Raw genomic sequence first — 22,108 nt, 5'->3', positions numbered from 1 at the left:
CGCAGAGGGTCTTACCAGCCCTCTGCGAATTCGCGCCGGATGGCCTCGCCATGCGAATCGATGCGCGGGACCGGTCCGGGCTGCAATGGCGTGCGATCATGCAGCGGCGCGGGGGCCGGATATTGCGCCGGGCCGCCTGGCGTTTCCACCGTGACCCGCCGCAACTGGGGATGGCGCGAAAGTCCCGCCACATCGTTCAGCCGCCCAAAGGCGATCCCGCCTTGCTCCAGCCGGTGTTCCAGCGTTGCCGCGTCCAACCCGCCCAGAACGGCCCCGATGGCAGCATCCAGATCGCCGCGCGACGCGCAGCGCGCCTCGTTACTGGCAAAACGCGGATCGCCCGCGATGTCGGGGCTTTCCAGCACGATGGTGCAGAAATTACGCCACTCCCGCTCGTTCTGAATGGCAAAGACCGTTTCGACCCCGTCACCGGTGGCATAGGCACCATAGGGGGCGATGCTGGCATGGGCGATGCCGACGCGTTCAGGCGCCTTGCCCGCATAATCATATTGCAGCAGCGGGACCGCCATGAAATCGGCCATCGCATCGAACAGCGAAACCGATACGATGCTTCCCTGCCCCGTCCGTTCACGGGCCAGCAACGCCTCCAGCACGGCGGCGTGGGCGTTCATGCCGCAGGCGATATCCGCCGCCGACACGCCGATCCGCCCTGCCGCATGGGGCGAGCCGGTGATCGATGCCATCCCGCTTTCGCACTGGATCAGCAGATCATACGCCTTGCGCCGCGCATAGGGGCCGTCCTCGCCATAGCCCGAGATCGAGCAGCAGATCAGGCGCGGGAAATCGCGGCGCAAATCGTCCGCGCCCAGACCAAGACGCTCTGCCGCGCCGGGGGCAAGATTTTGCACGAACACATCCGCGTCGGCCAGGATCCGCCGCACCAGTGCCAGATCGTCGGAATTCTTCAGATCGGCGGCCAGCGACTGTTTACCGCGATTAAGCCAGACGAAATAGGTGCTCTCGCCATGAACCGCGCTGTCGTAATCGCGCGCGAAATCGCCTTCGGCCCGCTCGACCTTGATCACCCGCGCGCCCGCGTCGGCAAGCCGCGCGGTGCATAGCGGGGCGGCGACCGCCTGTTCGATGGATACGACGGTAATTCCTGCCAGAGCCTGCATCATGCCGCCGCGTCCGATGCTTCCAGTTCCTCGACCGCGCGGGCATATCCCTTGCGCCCCGTCAGCAGCAGCGCCGTCAGCACGCCGCCCGCCGTCAGCAGGATCACGGTCAGCGACCATTTGATCCCCTCGTCCGACGTGAACACCGTATCGTTCAGCAGGCCGACACCGGTCGGGCCGATCAGCGTGCCGATCATCGCATTGGTCATGGTGTACAGCGCCAGTACCCGCCCGCGATATTGGGCAGGCGTCGCGAACACGACCGAGGCAATGCCCGTCGATGTCGACATCGAACTGAAATAGGCCGAAACCGCCAGCGCGCCGATCGTCATCCACGGATTGGGCCACAGCGCTGCCGTGCCGCCGACAATCACCAGCACCGGCAGGCTGACCGACAGCACGCGGAACGGTGCGTCCTTGTACCCCTTGGCATAGAGCCGGTTGGCGATCAGCCCGCCGCTGACAGTGCCCAGTGGCCCCATCACCAGCAGGATCGTGCCGTACCAGATCGAGAAATCCTGCGTTTCCCATCCCCACACACGATTGAACATCGTGGGCAGCCATGTAAACGCATAGCCGAACAGGGCCACCGTCCCCATGCCCACTGCCAGCGGGACCAGAGCCCGTTTATGCCGCCCGATATGCGCGAAACAGGCCTTCATCGACGCGCTGGCCTGCCGCCCCCGATTATGGCGCGGCGGTTCGCGCACGACTGCCAGCAGTGCCAGCGAAATCAGGATGCCGGGCGCGCCGACCATGACGAAGACGATCTGCCACGGTTCCAGCGATCCGCCCATGATGCTGGCATGATGCGCCGTCGCCCATGCCAGCAGCGCGCCGCCGATCAGATAGGACAGGCCCATACCGGCATAGATGCCCAGATCGAACACGCCGATCGCCGCATTCACCTTGCGGCGGGGAAACAGGTCTGAAATCAGCGAAGTCGCCGATGGGGTCAGCGCCGCTTCACCGAAACCGATGCCGAAGCGGCAGACGGCGAGCTGGAAAAAGCTGCGGGTGAAACCCGACATGACCGTCATCAACGACCAGAAGCTGATCGCACCCGCCACCAGATTGCGGCGATTGAACCTGTCGGCCAGCCAGCCGAAAGGCAGGCCCGAAAGCACATAGACCAGCGCAAAGATCGGCCCCATCAACAGGCCCATCGCCGTATCGCCGATGCCCAGCGATTCCTGGATCGGATGGACCAGAAGGGTCAGCACCCAGCGATCGAGCAGCGACAGCGCATATGCGACCGTCAGCAGGATCACCGCCGTCCACGCATAGGCCGGGCGGGGATAGCCGCTGTCGTCATCGGCCCTGCTACTATTGTCTTCGGTCATCGCGCGTACTCTGTTGCAAAGCCCGTGTCCTGCCCGCGCCGTTTGCGGCGGTCTGCCCTGCCATGGCCTGTGTCCGCCACGCGATCAGCCATCGGCCTTCGCAGTCTTTTGCGCACGCAGTTCTTCCAGCCTGTTCTCGTCAAGATTGTAGAAGCACAGCAAAGTCGCGCCCAGCACCAGCATGGCGGCAGGCACCGTCGTCTTTATCGCATAGAGCGCGCTGACGGTTTGCGCCGTTTGGGTCACGATATCGCCATCATGGGTGGAGATATAGCCTGCCGCAGACAGGCCAAAACCCAGCACGGCGGCACCGATGGCAAAGCCCAGCTTCTCGTTCACCGAATAGAGGCTGGCGAACACGCCGCCGCGTTCGACGCCGTTCTTCAGCCGGTCGAATTCGATCGTATCGGGCAGCATCGACGTGCTCATCAGCAAGGCCCCGCCCGATGCGAAGCCGAACATCACGCCGCGCCACCAGATGCCGGGATAGCCTGTCGACGCATCGGCCCAATACCATGTCATCACCGCCGGTATCATGATCGCCTGCGCCAGCAGATAGGCATTGCGCTTGCCGATCCGCCGCCCGATCCGCGTCCACGCCCACATCGATGCGAACACGGTGGCGTTCTGCACGATGGAAAGGTGGATCATGCCGGTATAGCCCACGCTCATCACATTCAGCAGGAACAGCAGGGTGATCGGCATCAGCACGCCGAACGCGACATATTGGCACAGCTTCGCCCCCAGCAGGATGAACAGCGGGCGGTTCTCCAGCAAGGTGCGGAAATCTTCGCGCGTCAGGCGGTGGGGCGCGCCCTTGTGCTCGTCGAAAATGGCGCGGCGCGTGCCGATCCACGACCCCAGCATCGTCAGCAGTGCCAATACCGCCATGATCCCGCCCATCAGGCGATAGCCGCTGGCGCCGCCGCCGCCCGTCTCGATCAGCCATGCGCTGAGCGCCAGCGCCGTCAGCTGGCCGATCCCGATAAAGGCCGTGCGGAACGAGATCAGCTTCAACCGTTCCCGCGTGCCGCGGGTGATTTCGGCGGGAAGCGCCAGATAGGGAACATTGAACAGCGAATAGCCGGTGGAATAAATGACCAGCGCTACCGCCATATAGCCGATCAGCACCGGTTCGCTCATCGGTGGAGCCATGAAGATCATCAGCAGCGAGGCGAAGGAAATGATCGCACCGGCCAACAGGAACGGGCGGCGACCGAACCGCGCACGAAGCTTGTCGCTCGACGCGCCGATGATCACATCGGCAAAGGCGTCATAGATCTTCGATATCACCAGCAAGGTACCGGCAATCGCAGGGTCAAGCCCCAGCACCGTCGCCATCAGCGCCGGGAAATAGACCGACACCGTATTGAGCATGATCGACACGCCCGACGTGCCCACGCCAAAGCCGAGGCACAGCGACAGCGAGGGATAGGACTTACCGCCCGATGCCGGTTGGCTGCGCCGGTCTGCCGCGAGTGTGCTCATTTCAACTTTCCGTTCTTGCCCGACCGGGCCTTCAACAATTCTTCGATGGCCGCGGCCACGGCTGCGGGCTTCTCGGCGCACAGATAATGGCCGCATCCCTTCACGATCCGCGGCGGCGCCGCGCCCAGCGCATCGGCCATCGCCCGTGCGCCATCGGGCGGACAGGTCCGGTCGTGCTCTCCCGTCAAAAGAACCGCCGGGACGCGCAGCGATCGCGCAGCCGCCAGCAGATCGCCGCGCGTCGCATATCCTGCGATGGTCCGCGCCTGCAAAGCGAGCGGAGCCGCCATGCGGTCGGCCACCAGCATGTCGAGGAGCGAGGCATTATCCGATGCATCGGGTGCAAGCTGCGCCGCAAGATCGCTCGCCGCGCGCCGTGCCAATGCCCCCCGGTCGAGGGCTTCATATTCTGCCTGCCGTTCGGCCAGAGCGGCGGCATTCACCCGTTTCGCCGGATCGGGCGCGCCTAGCAGCACCAGCGCATCATACCGCTGCGCATCGCGGGCGGCGGCATTGATGGCAACCGAACAGCCCAGCGACCACCCCAGCAGCGTTGCGGACCCGATGCCCAGCGCATCGAGCACTGCCGGCACGTCGCGCGCCCAATGTTCGTGATCGACAGGCGCGTCGTCGGGAACCTGCGTGCCGCCGAAACCGCGCTGGTCATAGGCGATGCAGCGGAACGATCCCGACAGGTTTTCGATCAAGGGCATGAAATGTGCCGCGCGCGATCCGCCGCCATGCAGCATCAGCAGAACCGACCCCTCCCCCGCCTCGATCGCGGGGAAAGTCAGGCCATTGGCGGTGATGCTTCGGCTCTGGATCGTACCCATTCGCCAATGACTACAGCAATGAAACCCCTGACGGGCAAGCGGGCATGCATATTGGTCGGCAGGCGGTCAGCACCGGTTTCCACCCGAAGCGCAGGCCGCCTGTTCGCTATGCGAGCAGAGCCGATTGAGCAGTGCCGCAAACCGCGCGGACTTGCTTTGGATCGGGAAACGCAGCTGCGGCTGCCCGAACGGAGCCTTGGCCCATGCGCCCCTTTCTGACGACGCTGGAACAGCAAGTGGCGCCGCAACATACCGCCTTGCTGGTCATCGACATGCAAAAGGATTTCTGCACCCCCGGTTTCGGGGCGGAAAAGGCCGGGCGCGATCTGGCGCCCGCGCGCCGCGCCACCCCGCAGATCCGCCGCCTGCTGGATGCCGCGCGCGTGGCCGGTGTTACTGTCGCGCATGTCGGTTTCTGGACCCTGCCCGACAATGGCAGCGATTCCGACAGCTGGCTGTGGAAACGGCAGGGAGCGACCGTTTCGTCGCCCACGCTTTGCATCGCAGGCAGCGAAGGCGCCGAATTCATTGGGGAACTGGCCCCCGTTCCCGGCGAGCTGGAAATCCGCAAGCACCGTTACAGCGCCTTTACCGCCACCAACCTCGACCTGCTGCTGCGCGCCCGTGACATTCGCACGCTTGTGGTGACCGGCGTGTCGACCAATGCCTGTGTCGAGACGACGTTCCGCGCAGGCTTTGAACTTGGCTACGGCGTGGTCGTCCCCCCCGAAACCTGCGCTTCATGGAGCCACGAGCTGCACGAAGCATCCCTTGCCAATGTCCGCCACCGGTTCGGCGTCACGCCGCCGGTGGACGAAATCATCGATATCTGGAACCCAAAATGAGCGATACGAAAACGCTGACCTCGGCGATTACCAAATTCATCACCACGACCGGCGAGGATGCGCTGGAGGGCGAACATCTGCGCCTTGCGCGGCGCTGCGTCCTTGACGGGTTGGCAGTATCGCTGGGCGGCAGCCAGCAGCCGGGAATGGCGCCGCTGGGCCGCTATATCCTTACGCTGGGCGGCGCGAAGCAGGGGCGTCCGCTGGGCGCTGCCGGACACAGCCTGCCCGCGCATCTGGCCGCATTGTGGACCGGCACGGCGGGGCACGCGATGGATTGGGACGACACCCAGCTCGCCGAAGGGCCCGGCCGCCCCTATGGCCTGCTGATGCACCCGACCATGCCGCCGCTGGCCGCATCGCTGGCGCTGGTCGATCTGGTCGCGCAGGAAACCGGCAAGCCCGTCAGCGGCGCGCAATTCCTGTCCGCTTTTGCGACCGGATTCGAAGTCGGTTGCAAGATCGCGGAGGCCATCAACCCCGATCACTATATGCGCGGCTTTCACACCAGCGGCACGATCGGTGCCTTTGCGGCAACCGCTGCGGCAGCCAAAATGCTGGGACTGGACGAGGAACAGACTGCCCGCGCCATCGGCATTGCGGCATCGTGTTCGGCAGGCATCCGCGCCAATTTCGGCACGATGACCAAACCGTTCCATGTCGGCCGTGCAGCCGAAAACGGCGTGACCGCCGCGTTGATGGCGCGCGTGGGGTTCTCTGCCAATACCGAGGCGCTCGACGGCAAATGGGGCTATCTCACCATTGCAGGCCCGGGCGGAGAGCCCGAGCTGGTCCGGGACCGGATCGGCGCGCCCTTTACGATGGTGACACCCGGCGTTTCGATCAAACCCTATCCCTCGGGCGTGCTGACGCACCCGTCGATGGATGCGATGAAGTTCCTGATGGAAGAAAAGGGCATTAAGCCGGAGGATATCGAAAGCGTGCTGCTTTCGGCCGGTTCGAACGTGCTTGGCCCGATCCGCTTCCGCATCGCGCGCACCGAGCTTGAGGGCAAGTTCTCATTCGCCTTCCTGCTTGCGGCCATCGCGCTGAAGGGGCGCTGCGGCAAGGACGAGTTCACCGACGAATTCGTCTCCTCGCCCGAAAGCATCGCGATGCAGGAACGGATCGAGACCGAATTCAGCCAGGAGATCGAGGATATGGGCTGGGACCGCATCCGTTCGCGCATTCGCATCACTACCAGCGACGGGACGGTGCACGAACGCTGGGCCGACGAAGCCTATCGCGGAAGCCCGCATAATCCGCTCAGCGATGCCGAGCTTGAGGGCAAGTTTGCCGACAATGCATCGGGCCTGTTGTCGGCCGAGCGTCAGCAGGCGGTATTCGATTTCGTCTGGTCGCTCGAAAAGGCGGAGGATGCCTCGGTCCTGCATGAATTGCTCGACTGGAACGCACTCGATCAGGTGGGAGCATGAACCTCGGCCTAGGTGGACGGACCGCGCTGGTCTTTGGCGGCAGCCGCGGGATCGGCGCCGCCACCGCGCGCGTGCTGCATGACGAAGGTGCCATCGTCGGCATCACCGGCAGCACGGCCGCGTCGGCCGCGCGCCTTGCCGAAACGCTGCCCGGCGCTCTGCCACTCGCTGCGGATCTGACGCAGGAAGGCGATGCGGAAAAGGCCGTGGCTGCGTTTCTGGAGCGCCATGGCCGCATCGATCTTGCGCTGATTTCCGCCGGAGCCGCTCAGGGCGGTGCGTTTTCCGATCTGGAGGACACGGTCTGGCGCAATGCGCTCGACCTGAAATTCATGGGCATGATCCGCGCCATCCGCGCGCTTCTGCCCGCGATGCGGACGCAGCAATCGGGCCGCATACTGGTCGTTGTCGGCAATAACGGAAAGCAGCCCAGCGGGGCGATGCTGCCCGGTTCGGCGGCCAATGCCGCCTGTCTGGCGGTCATCCGCGGGCTGGCCGATCAGGTCGCGGGCGACGGCATTCGCATCAACGCGCTGAACCCCGGCCCAACCCGCACCGACCGTTGGGATGGGCTGGTCGCGCGCATGGCCGCAGCTTCGGGCCGTACAGAGGCCGATGTCGAACGCGAATTGCTGGCCGCGCAGCCGCTGGGCCGGATCGGCACCGCCGACGAAATGGGCAGGCTGGCAGCAATGATGCTGTCCGACGCCGCCGACATGCTGGTCGGCACTTCGATCACCGCCGATGGCGGCGCAACCAAAGGGCTTTGATATCATGTCCACCAATCCGCGCGTTCCGTTCATGCTGTCGTCGGCCCGCAAGCCGCTGGCCGCGCCCGAATGCGGGCGGCTGATCGTGCATGTGGTGGTCAATATCGAGAACTGGCGGTTCGACCACGGCATGCCGCGCAAGCTGTTGCCGGGGCCGCATGGCGTGGAAACCGTGCCCGACATCCCGAATTTCAGCTGGGCCGAATATGGCATGCGTTGCGGCATGCCGCGCCTGTTCGAAACGCTGGGCCGACGCGGCCTGCCGGTCACCTGCGCGTTCAATGCCAGCGTGATCGACAATTACCCCGATCTGGCGGACGCCGTCGCCGAAGCGGGATGGGAATTCATGGGCCACGGCATGCATCAGCGTGCGCTGACGGCCGATGACGGAGAGGCCGAATTGCTGGAAGCGGCCATTGGCAAGATCGCGGATTTCACCGGCAAGCCCGTTGCGGGCTGGCTGGGCCCGGGCCTGCGGCAAAGCGCCGATACGCTCGATCTGCTGGCGGACAACGGCATCCGATATTGCTGCGACTGGGTGCTTGACGATCTGCCTGTCTGGATGAAGACGCATCGGGGCGCGATGGTCGGCGTGCCCTACTCGCTTGAGATCAACGACAGCGTTATCTATGCCGTCGAAAAGCACAGATCTTCGGAAATGCACGACCGGCTCGTCGAAACGCTGACGACCTATGATGCCGAGCTGGAGCGCGGGCCGCGCATTGTGACGCTGGGCCTTCATCCGCATCTGATTGCCGTGCCCCACCGCTTCAGCTGGTTCGAACGCATGCTCGACCTGTTGCAACAGCGCAGCGACACGGTGTTCATGACCGGCAGCGGCATCGCCGACTGGTTCGAGGCGGCAAGCGACCCCGCCGAACGGGACGCTGCCGCCGCCTATACCGTTTAGGCCGCTGCGGGATCGATCCGCGCGGGCCGGTTCAGGCCCAGACGGTCACGCAAGGTGTTACCCTGATATTCGGTGCGAAACAGCCCGCGCCGCTGCAATTCGGGCACGACCAGACGGGCGAAATCGCCCAGCGATCCGGGCAGCATGGCCGAGGATATCGCGAACCCGTCCGCCGCATTTTCGTGAAATGCTTCCTCGATCACATCGGCGACCTGCGTGGCCGAACCGATCACGCGCCAGTGACCGAAACCCGCCGCATAGCGCAGGTACAATTCGCGCAGGCTAAGCCCTTCGTCGCGCGCCTCGGCCAGCAGATTGGCCTGAAACGTCTTCATGCCCTCTGTCTCAGGAATTTCGGGCACCGGCGCGTCGATGTCATAGATCGACAGATCGACATTACCACCCAGAACCGCCGTCAGGATTTGCAGGCCCACCCTGGGGTCGACCAGCGCCTGCAGCGCATCGAATTTGGCCTGCGCCTCGCTTTCGGTTTCGGCAACGAAGGGCACCATGCCGGGCAGGACGCGCACCTGATCGGGATCGCGTCCCGCATCGGCGACGGCGGCCTTGATCGTGGCGTAGAATTCCTTCGCGCCGGGAATGCCGCGCTGCTGGGTAAACACGCAATCTGCCGAACGCGCCGCCAACGCGATGCCCGCGCCCGAAGAACCCGCCTGAAAGATCACCGGATGCCCTTGCGGCGAACGGGCCTCGTTCAGCGGCCCCCTGACCGAAAAATGCTCGCCCTTGTGATGGATGGCGGCAACGCCATCGGGTTGGAAATAGCGTCCGCTCTCCTTGTCGGCAATCAGCGCGCCATCGTCCCAGCTGTCCCATAACTTGCGCACCACATCGACGAATTCGCCGCCGCGCGCATAGCGCATCGCATGATCGTCCTGCGCATCGCGGTTGAAATTCAACGCTTCGGCCGGATTGGCCGAGGTGACGAGGTTCCACCCCGCGCGTCCGCCGCTGATATGATCGAGAGAGGCCATCATGCGCGCGACATGGAATGGCTCGCAATAGGTCGTCGACATGGTGGCGACGAGGCCGATGTCGTTCGTCATCATCGCCATGGCCGACAATGCCGTCATCGGTTCCAGCAGGGCGATCGAATTGGATGTACGCGACAGCTCTTCATTGCTGGCCAGTTTCAGCGCGTAATTATCGGCCAGAAAACACAGATCGAACTTCGCCGCCTCGGCGATTTGCGCCGCCTCGATATATCGCCGGATATTGTAACCGCCGTCCGCGGGGCAATCGGGATGCCGCCAGCCCGCGATATGGCTGCCGGTGGCAGACAGAATGGCTGCAAGGGACAATTGGCGATCGGACATTGGTCAGCTCCTTGGCGCGGCGTTCAATCTGTGCCGCGCCCTGTTTTTCAAACCTTGGCCGCCGGTTGGACAGTCTTCGCACGCTCGTGCTCGCATGCCGGATAGGCTAGAGCAAGCCATGGGCTGGGCGCGGCTTTTCGTCGATTGCAGCGATCCAGTGAATAGCGTCCATGGGTTGCAAGGAGAGCAAACAATGATCGAAGAAACCAGCCGGGGTCCGGTCAGCCTGGTCGATACCGACTGGAGCACGCTCGATCTGGAAGCGCAGGACCTGCATCTGGCGCTGGAAGGCTATGTCGTCGTGCCCGGCCTGCTGAACGGACAGCAGATCGAACAGATCCGCGGCGAGCTGGCCGATCTGCCCATGAACACCGCGCCCTATAGCGAGCATCAGAAATTCGCCAAGACACCGCCCCAGTGGCACAGCGCCGAATTCGCCCGCCAGATCGGCAATCCGCGCCTTGTCCCTTTACTGCAACGGGCGCTTGGCGACGACATCGTGTTCATGCTGGGCCATTACATCACCAGCGGTCCCGGCGTCCCCGGCCTTGCGTTGCATTCCGATTACCAACCCTATGGTTCCAAGCCAAAGGGATGGGAGGAAAGCTCGCCCGCGACATTGCGCGTGCTGATCTATATGGACGATCTGACGCTGGACCGCGCGCCGTTCACCATCGTGCCGCGTTCGCATATCTCGGTCCACGGGGCTGCCAATCCCTATGTCCGCTATGACCATCATGCCGATATGAAAACGATCACGCTGAAGGCGGGCGATGCCATCGTCTTCAACGTCAAGGCCTTTCACGGCACCCATCCCCATCTGGGGAACGAACCGCGCGGCATGCTGGAATATGCCTATCGCGCCGGATGGGCGCGCTGTGCGGGCCCCGTGAACGAGTGGGACGAGGCCGATGTCGCCAATGCCCCTGCCGAGGCGAAGCCGTTTCTGAAACCGCGTAACGGCGGCGATGCCGAAGCCATGCTAGGCACCACGCTGGATGCGCGCGAAGGCGATTATGCCGGTCTGATGCCGGGCTGATCCGCCCTTCCCCCTTTTCTACCGACCAACAAAAAGAGAATGCGATGACCCAGAGCCCGACCGGCGGCGAAGTAATGATCGAGGTGTTCCGCCAATACGGGCTACGCACCGTTTTCTGCCTCGCCGGCGCAGCCCATGCGCCGCTGCTGCGCGATCTTGAACAGACCGATTTCCACATCATCCCCAGCCGACACGAGGCATCGACCGTGGCCGCAGCCGATGGCTTTGCACGCGTCACCGGCCTTCCCGGCGTGGCGATGATCGCGGGGCATCAGGGCATGCCCAATGCGCTGGGCGGCATTCGCACGGCGCAGCTGGCCTGTTCGCCGGTGGTCCTGCTTGCCTCGGTCTCTGAAAGTGCCGAGGAATCCATGGGCGAAGAGACCAATGACGGGCTCGACATGGTGAAGCCCTTCGTCAAATGGGCGCGCACCGTTCACGATGCGAACCGGCTGGAAGAATTCCTGAACGCCGCATTCCATCAGGCACTGTCGGGCCGCCCCGGTGTCGCGGTGCTGGGTATCCCCACCCATCTGGAGGGCGAGGCCGTCGATCTGGCCAAGCGCATTCCCAGCAGGAAGCTGCCCGTCGCGGCCCCGCAGCCTGCCGGCGAAATGATCGCCGGTCTGGCCGATGCGCTGGCCAAGGCAAAACGCCCGTTGATCCTTGCCGGAACCGGTGCTGCGCTGTCCGGCGCGGGGGCGGCATTGCGCGAACTGGCGCATGCTTGCGACATTCCGGTATTCGGCCATGCGTTGGGGCGCGGTCTGGTGCCCGAGGACATGGTCCATGGCTTCCCGTGGGCGCTGTCTCAGGTCGCCGCGCAAAAGGCCGATCTGGTCATCGCCGTCGGTATCCGCCTGCAACAACGGATCGGCTTCGGCATGGCGCCCCGCTTTGCCGAGGACGCCGTTTTCGCCCAGATCGACATCGACGCGGGCGAGATTGGCCGGACGCGGACCGTGGAATTGCCCATTCAGGGCGATGCCAAAGCGGGCGTCGAAATGCTGAATGCCGAATTGGCGCGTCGCGGCGCGCCTTCGTTCGGGACCGGCTGGGTCAATGACGCACTGGCCGAACGGCTGGAGCGCGTGGCGGGTCTGGGTCGCGACAATTCGCGCCCGCTGCATCCCTTTGCCATTGCGCGGACCCTAATGGACAAGATCCCCGAAGACACGATCTTTGTCGCGGATGGTGCCGATGTCTATAACTGGATGTCCGCCGAAATGCGCATGCGTTCGGAACGCTGCTATCTCGACCATTATCCGCTGGGTTCGATGGGTATCGGTACGCCGCTGGCCATTGGCGCAGCGGCAGGCGCGCGCCAGCAGGCAGAGGACAGCGGCAACGCCCGGCGCAAGGTCGTGCTGGTCACGGGTGACGGGTCTTTCGGATTCTATCCGGCAGAGTTCAATTCGGCCGTGATCGCGGGTCTGGAACTGACCTGCATCATTTCGAACGACGGCAATTGGGGAACCGAGCGCAATGCCCTGCTGACACGTCTGGGCACCACGGTGAACTGCGTTATCGGCCAATGCGACTATCACCTTGTCGCACAGGGCTTTGGCGCAGTGGGCGAAAAAGTCGAAACGGCGCAGGAACTGGCCGATGCAGTCGATCGCGCGCTGGCGCACAAGGGGGCCACGGTCCTCAACGTCATCACCGATCCCGACGCGGGCGAGGAACGCAAGACCGATCCACGCCTGCGCATGGTGACGTTCGAGGATTTGAAATCCAGCCTCAACGCCCATCATTCGATGGATCTTCGCTAAAACACGGCCCGCCACTCGGCGGGCCTTCATCAAACCAGACGAAAGCCGGCTCCCCCACATGGGTGGAGCCGGCTTTTTCGTGCCGCAAACCGGTCCGTGCTGCGGCCCCGCGAATACACAACCAAAGGAAAAGGCCCCTCCTGCCGCTATGGCAGGAAGGGCCCGTTCCCGTGATGCGGAGATGTCCGGATCAGAAGTTGAACATCAACCTTGCACCCAGTTCGCGGGCGATCGTCGGGGGCGTAAAGATCTTGCGCCCGTTCGGACCCGAGGTCGTGAACGCAATCGGATCGAGCTGGCGATTATCGGTGATGTTCTTGCCGTAGAGCTCGAACGTCAGGCCCTCGGCCAAGTCGGTACCGGCACGCAGGTTGATCTTGAGCGCGCCGTCGATCTTGTTGAACTCCTGGTTCTCGGCGTAGAACGAGCCGCGATACAGGAAGTCGCTGCGGACATAGCTTTCGTGGCCCGCCACGTCGCCATGCACCGTCAGGTTCAGGTTACCGCTCCATTCCGACACGCCTTTGGGGCGATAGCCGTCGGAAACGACCGCCAGAGTGCCCGACCCCAGCACCGCAGATTCGAACGAGCTGCGCGCCGCGTAGTCAAGCAGTTCGGCATCCACCCACAACAGGCCGGCACCGATGTTCAGCCAGTCGGTGGGCGTGGCAAAGCCCTCGAACTCGATACCCTTGTACTCGGACGCGCCGGGCAATGCGTAGGAGGTGGTCTGCGTACCGGCCAGAACCGTCGTCCGGAAAACCTGATTGTCCCACTTCATGTAGAAACCGGCCAGCGAGAAGGTTGCCCAGTCAAGCTGCTGCTTCCACCCGAGTTCATAGGACGTGTTGGTCTGCGGCGGGGTAAAATCGCCGAAAGCGTCGGGATCGGGGATCAATTCGGGATCCAGCCCGTGCACGACGGCGGCATTGGTCTGTTCCCCGATCAGCGCACTGCGCGACCAGCTAGCATAGATCGTGGTATCGAGCGCGGGCTTCCACGTGACGATCGCGCGGGGCATGAATTTCTTCATCGAATTGCCCGACTGATAGGTCACCGACGGGCTGTCGGTCGGCAGCGTCGGGTCGCCATTGATGTCCACGAACAGCTTGTCATGCACCCAGCGGCCTTCGCCCGAAATCGTCAGCGTATCGGTCAGGTCCAGATCGACCGCGCCGAACAGCGAGAACGATTTGGTGTCCTGGAAGTTGACCGTCAGCACAGGGCCGGTCGCGCCATTGCGATAGTCCTGCTTGTAATGCGTCGCGCCGAACATATAGCGGAACGCCTGCTCCTGCGGCGACGCAAAGCGTGCCTCGGCATAGGTTTCCTTGATCCAGGTCTGGTAACCGCGCGGCAGCACGCTGCCATCGGCGCTAAGCCCGAAATACTGGTCGAAGGAATAGCTCGATCCGAACATGGTGCGCGATGCGATCCACGACACCGAATGGCCGCTGTCGAACGTATAGTCGCCGTTCATCTGGCCGCGCCACGTCTTGTGGTGGCCACCGAAACGGCCCGGCATATCGGGCAAAAGGCTCAGCCCGTCCATCAGCGCATTGCCTTCATAGCTGGCGCTGGGATCGCCGCCGACCGAATTTTCGGCCGTGGGATAGAGCGAGATCGGGGTCAGGATGTTGGAATCCTTGCCCTCCGGAAAATGGCCGCAGAACGATCCATAGGGAAGCTGCGACAGATCGGTGGTGAACGGGGTGCGTTCGCCCGTGGCCGTATTGATATATTCGCCGCTGACCGTGCGATCGCATTCGCCCGCCGGAACGGTCGAATCGATGCTGACATTCAGATAGGTGTCGGTCGCATCGACGTAATAGCCGCTGAACTTCAGGTTCAGATTATCGACCGGCTCGACCGTGAAGGTCGCGCCGACCTGCGTCTTGTCCTGACGGTTCAGTGCTTCGCCGTCGCCATATTCGAAATCGCCGCCCGAACGCGCGCGGACGAAGTTGAAGCGCAAACCTGCACGGTCGCCCAGCGGCGTTCCGGCAGCCAGCGCGATCTTGAAGCTGTCGTCATCCGAAGGCGAATACATCAGCTCGCCGTTCATTTCGGTATAATCGCTGGCCTGCGCGGGGATGTAGTTCACCGCACCCGCGAAAGTGTTGCGACCGAAGTAAGCCGTCTGCGGCCCCTTGATCACTTCGACCCGCTCCAGATCTTCCAGCGTCAGAATGCCCGCGCCCGCGCCCAGAAATGATCCGTCATAGAAGATCGCGCCGACCTGGTTCGATGCGCTGCTCAGCTGCTGGCGGATGCCGCGGAAGGTGATGTTGGGGTTGGAACCCGGGCTGTCCGTGCCGGCCGCTGCCTGCTGGAAGTCGAGTCCGGGAACATAGTTCGACAATTCGACCGGATTGGCGATATCGGCCTGCTGCAACGATTCCTGGCTGAATGCCGAGACCGCGACCGGAATATCGATCAGCTTTTCCTCACGCGCACGGGCCGTGACGATGATGTCGCCTGCCGAAGCCGTGCCTGCCTGTTCGTCAGCCGCCTCTGCATCCTGTGCATAGGCCGGAGCGGCTGCCCCCATGACGAGCCCCAGCACCGAAGCAGCCGCAAGGGCCTTGCTTTTCGCGTTGCTATTCCTGTGAAACTTCATGTCCAAAGATCCCCGCTTCTAAACGGCCGTTCGCCCGATCCCGCTGATCGCCAGAACGACGGTATGTGTATCTCCCTGGCCCGGACGGTCACTCGGCAAGAGTGCCCCCGGTCGCGATGCAACATTCCTGTCACGCGGTTTCGAAGCGATGGGTTTTCGGTCGGCTATTCGCTAACCGATCAGAAATGGTGTCCTTTGCGTATTCCGGATTTGACCGACAGAAGCATAGTAGCAGGATCAAATATCTATAAAAATGTTGTTTTTTGCAAAAGCGCACACCGCGAAAAGATTTTTCTGTATCCAATTCCTCCGGCGCCGACGCGGAGAATGATCGCCCAACGGTCACGCGGCATCACCGCCATGATCACCCGATGGTGAGTCTCTAGTCGTGAGGGGGCCATGAAGGACCATCCGATCTTGCAAGACATGCCCGCAGCCGCGCGGCGATCGCTCCGTCCGGAATCGCTTTTTGTCGATACAGGGCGCGCGGTCATTCATTACCTTGACGAGGGCGCGCATTCTTACCTGTCCACTCTGGTCGTCCTGTCCGCGCAATGGCTGGGCGCGAATGCGTTCGATGGTCTTGCATTCGGGCTTCGCGATCGCTGCCGCGTGATCCGCGTCGACCTGCCCGGGCACGGGCTGGCAGGCCCTTTTACCAATGGCGACTATTCGGCGCGCGCCTATGCGGATGCCGTGCTGGCCGTTCTGAACGCATGCGGCGCGAATAATGTCGTTCTGGTAGGGCAGTCGCATAGCGGAATTCCGGCAGTCCTTGCCGCATTGGATGAGCCGACACGCATAAAGGGCCTGATCCTTGCCACGAGCAGCGGCCTGCCACGCGGCGATGCGCGCCCTCCCGGCGGTCAGGTGGGCGAACAGCCTGCAGATCCGCGCTGGATGGCGGACAAGCTGCGCACATTGATGCGCCGCGACCACGATCCGGCGTGGCTGGCCGATCTGGCCGAAGAGCTGGCCGCGCATCACCGACTGCCATGGCGCGCACGCGAAGCGGCATTGCGCGCGGCCGCATATGACAATAGCCTGCTGGCGCAATTGCTTCCACGCCTGTCGACACCGGGCATCACCCTTTGGTCCAGCCATTCGACCTATCTGCCGGTCACCATGGCAGAGCGCATCGCCACCCTCTGGCCGGGCTGCATAGGTAGCGGGAACATCGACGACACCGGACATCTGCTGCTGGCCGACGCTCCTGCCGATGGGGCGCGGGCGGTCCTTTCCTTCATGGAGCAAATCGCATGACCCGTTTTCCCGCCATCGCCGAACAGGATCGCGACGCCGACCAGCAGCGCATGGCGGACAAGGCGACGCACGGCGGCCCCTTCCCAGTCTTTCAGCAGGCCCCGCTGGTGTGGGAGGCATTGCAGGAATTGCGCCAATGCCTCGCGCGGTCGACCACTCTCTCGCGCGCCGAGCGGGAAGCCGCGATGCTGGCCATCGCGCGGCACTGGCGGTCGAGCGCGGGATTTGCCGCCCATGCAAAGCTGGCGCGCGACGCAGGGCTCGACGACGATCTGATCCTCTCTCTGGCTAAAGGAGAAGCTTCGCTCGCCAAGGCCGACAGACGCTTGCAGGCCATCGTCGCCATGGTCTTTGCCTTGCTGCGAACCGGCCAGCTGACCGACAGCCAGTTCGAAGCCGCGCAAGACGCGCTGGGCAAGCGCGGTATGGTCGAACTGGTCGGCTTGACGGGCTTTTTCACCACGACCTGCCTTGCGCTCAATCTGGGCGCGATCGGCGACAGCACGGTCGATTTCGGCTGAGCCGCGATGCAGGCTGTCCCGCAGCAATCCCATATTCGCTAAGCGAGCAAAGCTGAAGCTGTTGCAGCCCTATCCCCTCGCCCGCGCCAATCCGGCATCGAGCACTAAGGGGATTGCAATGGTAGACTTGCTAGGTTGGCGGAGCATCATCGGCATCGTGATGCCGTCGACGAATACTTCGGTTCAGCCCGAATGCGACGATCTGCGCCCGCGCGGCGTGACCAATCACATCGCGCGGATCTCGATACCGGAACGCAAGATCGATTCCGAAGACAGCTTCGCCGCCCATGTCGAATCCATGCGGTCCGGCATCGGTCCGGCCGTGGATCAGGTGATGACCTGCCAGCCACAGCACCTGATCATGGGCGTGGCGCTGGAAGCATTCTGGGGCGGCGTCGACAAGGCCGAGGAATTGCGCAAATCGCTGGAGGACCGCGCCGGTGTCGGCGTATCCATGGGTTCGGATGCCCTGCGCGCCGCGTTGAGCTGCTTCGGATCGAAGCGGCTGGCCGTGCTGACCCCCCATCAGCCGCGCGGTGACGAGGTGGTGCGCCATTATCTGGAAGACGCAGGGTTCGAAGTCGTCCGGCTGAAGGGTCTGAAGTGCAAAACCCCGCGCATGATCGCGCACACCACCGAAGAGGATGTGCGCGAAGCCTATCGCGAGCTTGATGGCGACGATGTCGATACGATCGTTCAGGTCGGCACCAATCTTGCCGGCATGCGGGTTTCGGCAGAAGCCGAACGCTGGCTGGGCAAGCCGGTGCTGTCGATGAACATGCTGACCTATTGGAACGCGCTGCGCCGCCTTGGCATCGAAGACCGCATCCATGGCTATGGCCGACTGCTGGAAGAATTCTGATATGGCGCGCCGTCCTGTAATTATCGCGGGCGCCGGCCCGACCGGCATGAGCACTGCGCTGTTCCTGATCGAACGTCATGGCATTCCCGTTCTTGTGCTGGAACGCGACGGCGGTGAATTCACCGATCCGCGTGCCGCCACCTATCATCCGCCCACGCTGGAGATGCTGGCCCCCCTGGGCGTGACCGACGAGCTGATGCGACAGGGTATCGTCGCCGCCCATTGGCAACGCCGCGACCGGACCGAAGGGCTGATCGCCGAATTCGATCTGGGCCTGCTGGCCGACCAGACCGAATTTCCGTTCCGCCTGCAATGCGAACAGCACAAGCTGGTCAAGATCCTGCGCGACAAGCTGAAAGACAATCCGCTGTTCGAGCTCCATCTGGACGAGCCGGTGACCGGCATCGAAAATGGCGACGACGGCGTGACCGTCACCACAAGCAAGGGCCGGTACGAGGCCGACTGGCTGGTCGGCACCGACGGTGGCCGTTCGGTGGTGCGCAAGTCGCAACCGTTCGAGTTCGAGGGTTTCACCTATCCCGAGCGGTTTCTGGTGATCACCAGCAATTTCGATTTCCAGACATTGGGGTTTGCTTTTTCCAACTATGTCTCTGACCCGGTCGAATGGTGCGCGGTCTTCAAGGTGCCGGGCGAAGCGCCCCCGGGCGTGTGGCGCACCGTGTTCCCGACCGACCCCGAAGAGGACGAGGCCGTTCTGACCGATTTCGGCCGCGCGCGCGAACGGCTGGAGGGGCTGATCGGCAAGGACAAGCAATTCGATATCGTCCACACCAACCTGTACAGCGTGAACCAGCGCGTCGCGCACAGCTTTCGGCACAAGCGCGTACTGATCGCGGGCGATGCGGCGCATCTGAACAATCCGTTGGGCGGAATGGGCATGAATTTCGGCATCCACGATGCCGAAAACCTGTCGCGCGCTCTGGCCGCGTGGAGCGAAACGGGCGACACTGCCCCGCTGGACCTGTATGACAGGCAGCGCCGCTATGCGGCCAAGAAATTCCTGCAGTCGATGACCATCGGCAACAAGGAATCGCTTGAACAGAAAGACGCCGATCTGGCCGGCAAGGAACGCGCCAAGTTCCGCGGCCTTGCCGCCGATCCGCAAGCGGCCCGCGCCTTTCTGATGAAAACCGCGATGATCGAGGGGCTGAGAGAAGCGAACGGATTGACATGACCAGCCACGAAGCACCCTCTCCCTTGCGCGACAGATGCATCGGCATGACGCGGCCGGAACAGATCCGGCAGCTGGAAACCGAAGGGTTTCTCGTCATGGAAAACGCGATCTCGGCCAGCGATATCGCCGCATTGAAGGCAGAGTTCGAAACCCTGCCAATGCGTCCGTCGTTCTTCACCGACAAGCCTGCCTTTGCCAAGGTGCCGCCGCACACGCACGGGCCCGAGGCAGCGCGGCTGATCGGTAACGAAAAGGTGCTTTCCTTCGCGCGCGACCTGATGGGGCCAGAGCTGGTGTTCATGCACAGCTTCTATATCCTCAGCCACCCCGGCGCGCCCGAACTGGACTATCATACCGATTTCCAGCCCTTCGGATCGACCTATTCGCAATGGCTCGAATCCTGCCCGCTGCGGCTGCGCGTTCTCTATTATCTCGACGATACCGGCGAGGATCGCTCGGCGCTCAAAATCGTACCGCGATCGCATATTTGCTGGCATTCCGATGCGCAGCCCTATCGGCGGTATAATCGCATGCCCCATGCGGTGACCCTGCCGCTGAAGGCTGGCGACGCGTTCATTTTCGCCACCCGCCTGTTCCACGGCGTGGGTCCCAATACGACCGAACAGACGCGCGGCATGATCGAGATCGATTACCGCCCGCTTTGGGCGCGCCCTTATGGCCCCGTACCCAACTGGTCGTCCGAACAATTGCAGCATGTGCCGTCCGAATTGCTGCCGATGGTGGCCGACCGCAACCGGTTCGATTTTCATTGGGAATTCGATACCGAACGCAAGGGGGTCGACGACGATGCACCGGGCCTGTCGCCCGAACGCTGGGGGGATTGAGCCATGGGTCAGATCACACCGACAGTTCTGTGGCCGCAGGACGTGCAAAGCGAAACGCTGGTCGAATGGATCGCCGCGATCGAACGCATGGACGGAGCCGGCTGGCCCCTTGTGCTGGTCGGCAATTGCAATGAAGTCGACCCGCTCGACGGCTTGGCAATGGCAGCATTCTGCGCGGCGCGGACGCGGCAGATCGGGCTGTGCGCGTCGGTCAATGCGTCCACTGTCGAACCCTATACGCTGGCCCGCGGTCTGGCGACGCTGGACTTCATGAGCGGCGGACGCGCCGCATGGCGGATCGAGGCAGGCTCTGACGAGGCACGGACGCTGGAACTGGTCGCCACCGTGCGCGAGCTTTTTGCCAGCTGGCAGGAAGATGCGCTGGAAAGCGATGCCGACAATGGCCTGATGTCGAACCCCGACAAGGTTCGCGCCATCCACCACGAAGGCGAATATTTCCAGGTCGAAGGCCCGCTCAACATGCCGCGCCCGCCGCAGGGCAACGTGCCCCTTATCGCGTTGAGCGACGAAGGCGCCATTGCAGCCGCGGCCGATCTGGTGCTGAACCCGCAAACCTTGTGGAAGGTGAAGCTGGCCGAACTGCCCGCCGCGCCCGCGCGCCTCTCCCGCCCCTCCGGCCAGTCCATCCTCGAACGATTCCCCGAAGCATGAGCAATTCACGCAATATCGCCCTTGGCCTGTTCGTTCTTGGGCATGGCCATAATGTGGGATCGTGGCGTGCATCGCCGACCCCCGCACAAGACCTGCTGACGCTGGATTATTACCGCTCGCTGGCGCGCGAGGCGGAACGCGCCGCGATGGACATGGTGTTTTTCGCCGAAATTCTCTATTCCTACGAGCTGGACGGCAGGCACGAAGGGGCGCTGGCCTTTCCCACGCTCGACCCGCTGGTGCTGATCCCGGCCCTTGCCGCGGTGACCGAACGGATCGGCTTCGTCGGCACCTATTCCACGACCTATACCGATATGCGCGCCACGGCGACAAAGCTGGCGACGATCGACCGTCTGAGCGCGGGCCGCATCGGCTGGAACATCGTGACCACCGGTGCCGACCGCGCGGCAGCCAATTTCTCTACCCGGGAGCATCCGGGGAAGGAGGAACGCTATCGCCGCGCGCTCGGCTATGTCGAAGATGCGCGCGCCCTGTGGCAATCGCTGCCGCCCATGCCGCAGGGAGAGCCCGTGCGCGTGCAGGCCGGCATGTCGCCTGCGGGCAAGGATTTCGCGGCCCGCGTGGCCGAAGTGATGTTTACCATCGCCAAGGAGCGCGAGAAGGCGACTGCCTTCCGCGATGAATTGCGGGGGCTGGTCGCCGGTGTCGGCCGTGATCCCGACCAGCTGCGCATCATGCCCGGCGTTGCCCCCATTCTGGGCGGGACCGAGGCCGAGGCGAAAGCGAACGAGGAACGCTATCTCGAACTGCTGCATCCCCGTATCCAGCTGGCGATGCTGGGCGACCAGTTCGGCATCGATTTCAGCCGGTACCGGATGGAGGACCCGCTGCCGATGGACGACATCCGGCAGGCGCCCAAGGTGTTGAGCGGCATGCGCGATCCCGATCGTTTGATCGGCGAGGATGGCGTTATTCCCACCCTGGGCGACTATCTGCGCCGCCAGGCCAAGGTGCGCGCGCATCACAGCTTTGTCGGCACACCCGAACAACTCGCCGATTTCATGGACGAATGGTCGGCAGCGCAGGCCTGCGACGGGTTCAACCTGATGTTCCCGCTGCAGTCCGAGGGGCTTGCCGCTTTTGCGAGCGAGGTTACCCCGATCCTGCAGAAACGGGGGCTTGTGCGCCGCCATTACACCACCGATACGCTGCGCGGCCATTTGGGCCTGCGCCACCCCTGATCAAGGTTCACGACCC

The 22,108-nt window shown here is 63.5% G+C and carries 19 protein-coding genes; 13 read left to right on the top strand and 6 right to left on the bottom strand.

Annotated features, from left to right (window positions below):
* Positions 1-11: 11 nt before the first annotated feature.
* From LOZ74_RS08100 to LOZ74_RS08085, 4 genes are all read right to left on the bottom strand, one after another.
* A complete protein-coding gene (locus LOZ74_RS08100; RefSeq protein WP_230293630.1) occupies positions 12-1,142 on the bottom strand; it encodes a CaiB/BaiF CoA-transferase family protein in 1,131 nt (376 codons plus the stop codon).
* Positions 1,139-2,482: an MFS transporter gene (locus LOZ74_RS08095; RefSeq protein WP_230293629.1), complete on the bottom strand. Its 1,344-nt coding sequence runs from the start codon at positions 2,480-2,482 to the stop codon at positions 1,139-1,141. The genes LOZ74_RS08100 and LOZ74_RS08095 overlap by 4 nt, the downstream gene beginning before the upstream one ends.
* 84 nt (positions 2,483-2,566) lie before the next feature.
* Positions 2,567-3,970 (bottom strand): MFS transporter, encoded by a 1,404-nt coding sequence (locus tag LOZ74_RS08090; protein WP_230293628.1) that lies wholly within the window; start codon positions 3,968-3,970, stop codon positions 2,567-2,569.
* Positions 3,967-4,803: an alpha/beta fold hydrolase gene (locus LOZ74_RS08085; RefSeq protein WP_230293627.1), complete on the bottom strand. Its 837-nt coding sequence runs from the start codon at positions 4,801-4,803 to the stop codon at positions 3,967-3,969. The genes LOZ74_RS08090 and LOZ74_RS08085 overlap by 4 nt, the downstream gene beginning before the upstream one ends.
* A gap of 203 nt (positions 4,804-5,006) precedes the next feature.
* On the opposite strand from LOZ74_RS08085, the gene LOZ74_RS08080 reads away from it, so the two are divergent.
* The 4 genes from LOZ74_RS08080 to LOZ74_RS08065 are packed head-to-tail and all read left to right on the top strand — an operon-like array spanning position 5,007 to position 8,764.
* A complete protein-coding gene (locus tag LOZ74_RS08080; RefSeq protein WP_230293626.1) occupies positions 5,007-5,648 on the top strand; it encodes a cysteine hydrolase family protein in 642 nt (213 codons plus the stop codon).
* Complete coding sequence (locus tag LOZ74_RS08075; RefSeq protein ID WP_230293625.1) at positions 5,645-7,084, top strand: MmgE/PrpD family protein; 1,440 nt, start codon at positions 5,645-5,647, stop codon at positions 7,082-7,084. Before LOZ74_RS08080 ends, LOZ74_RS08075 begins: the two co-directional genes overlap by 4 nt.
* A complete protein-coding gene (locus LOZ74_RS08070; protein WP_230293624.1) occupies positions 7,081-7,854 on the top strand; it encodes an SDR family oxidoreductase in 774 nt (257 codons plus the stop codon). The genes LOZ74_RS08075 and LOZ74_RS08070 overlap by 4 nt, the downstream gene beginning before the upstream one ends.
* A 4-nt stretch (positions 7,855-7,858) precedes the next feature.
* The gene (locus LOZ74_RS08065) at positions 7,859-8,764 is read left to right on the top strand and encodes a polysaccharide deacetylase family protein (protein ID WP_230293623.1); all 906 of its coding nucleotides are present in this window, start codon (positions 7,859-7,861) and stop codon (positions 8,762-8,764) included.
* Here LOZ74_RS08065 and LOZ74_RS08060 read toward each other — a convergent pair.
* Positions 8,761-10,101, bottom strand: coding sequence for an LLM class flavin-dependent oxidoreductase (locus LOZ74_RS08060; protein ID WP_230293622.1), 1,341 nt, complete (start codon positions 10,099-10,101; stop codon positions 8,761-8,763). The two genes, LOZ74_RS08065 and LOZ74_RS08060, sit on opposite strands and share 4 nt — an antisense overlap.
* 193 nt (positions 10,102-10,294) lie before the next feature.
* On the opposite strand from LOZ74_RS08060, the gene LOZ74_RS08055 reads away from it, so the two are divergent.
* Together LOZ74_RS08055 and LOZ74_RS08050 are read left to right on the top strand one after the other, a co-directional pair.
* Positions 10,295-11,140: a phytanoyl-CoA dioxygenase family protein gene (locus tag LOZ74_RS08055; RefSeq protein WP_230293621.1), complete on the top strand. Its 846-nt coding sequence runs from the start codon at positions 10,295-10,297 to the stop codon at positions 11,138-11,140.
* A gap of 44 nt (positions 11,141-11,184) precedes the next feature.
* Complete coding sequence (locus LOZ74_RS08050) at positions 11,185-12,912, top strand: thiamine pyrophosphate-binding protein (RefSeq protein ID WP_230293620.1); 1,728 nt, start codon at positions 11,185-11,187, stop codon at positions 12,910-12,912.
* 190 nt (positions 12,913-13,102) lie between these two features.
* Here the strand turns inward: LOZ74_RS08050 and LOZ74_RS08045 are convergent, their stop codons facing one another.
* Positions 13,103-15,532, bottom strand: a complete 2,430-nt coding sequence (locus LOZ74_RS08045) for a TonB-dependent receptor (RefSeq protein ID WP_230293619.1) — start codon at positions 15,530-15,532, stop codon at positions 13,103-13,105.
* 399 nt (positions 15,533-15,931) lie between these two features.
* Here LOZ74_RS08045 and LOZ74_RS08040 point away from each other — a divergent pair, with 399 nt between their 5' ends.
* The 7 genes from LOZ74_RS08040 (at position 15,932) to LOZ74_RS08010 (ending at position 22,092) form a co-directional block, all read left to right on the top strand.
* The gene (locus tag LOZ74_RS08040) at positions 15,932-16,795 is read left to right on the top strand and encodes an alpha/beta fold hydrolase (RefSeq protein ID WP_230293618.1); all 864 of its coding nucleotides are present in this window, start codon (positions 15,932-15,934) and stop codon (positions 16,793-16,795) included.
* Positions 16,792-17,316 (top strand): carboxymuconolactone decarboxylase family protein, encoded by a 525-nt coding sequence (locus LOZ74_RS08035; RefSeq protein ID WP_230293617.1) that lies wholly within the window; start codon positions 16,792-16,794, stop codon positions 17,314-17,316. The genes LOZ74_RS08040 and LOZ74_RS08035 overlap by 4 nt, the downstream gene beginning before the upstream one ends.
* Positions 17,317-17,434: 118 nt before the next feature.
* Entirely contained in the window at positions 17,435-18,178 is a 744-nt protein-coding gene (locus tag LOZ74_RS08030) for an arylmalonate decarboxylase (RefSeq protein WP_230293616.1), read from the top strand.
* Positions 18,179-18,224: 46 nt separating this feature from the next.
* The gene (locus tag LOZ74_RS08025; RefSeq protein ID WP_230293615.1) at positions 18,225-19,373 is read left to right on the top strand and encodes an NAD(P)/FAD-dependent oxidoreductase; all 1,149 of its coding nucleotides are present in this window, start codon (positions 18,225-18,227) and stop codon (positions 19,371-19,373) included.
* Positions 19,370-20,218, top strand: coding sequence for a phytanoyl-CoA dioxygenase family protein (locus LOZ74_RS08020; RefSeq protein WP_230293614.1), 849 nt, complete (start codon positions 19,370-19,372; stop codon positions 20,216-20,218). Before LOZ74_RS08025 ends, LOZ74_RS08020 begins: the two co-directional genes overlap by 4 nt.
* 3 nt (positions 20,219-20,221) lie before the next feature.
* Complete coding sequence (locus tag LOZ74_RS08015; RefSeq protein ID WP_230293613.1) at positions 20,222-20,890, top strand: LLM class flavin-dependent oxidoreductase; 669 nt, start codon at positions 20,222-20,224, stop codon at positions 20,888-20,890.
* A complete protein-coding gene (locus tag LOZ74_RS08010; protein WP_230293612.1) occupies positions 20,887-22,092 on the top strand; it encodes an LLM class flavin-dependent oxidoreductase in 1,206 nt (401 codons plus the stop codon). The genes LOZ74_RS08015 and LOZ74_RS08010 overlap by 4 nt, the downstream gene beginning before the upstream one ends.
* The last annotated feature ends 16 nt before the right edge of the window (positions 22,093-22,108 follow it).

It is taken from the genome of Croceicoccus sp. Ery5 (assembly GCF_020985325.1).
GTDB lineage: Bacteria > Pseudomonadota > Alphaproteobacteria > Sphingomonadales > Sphingomonadaceae > Croceicoccus.
Note: the sequence above shows the minus strand (reverse complement) of the source record. Positions and strands in the feature narration are given on the sequence as shown.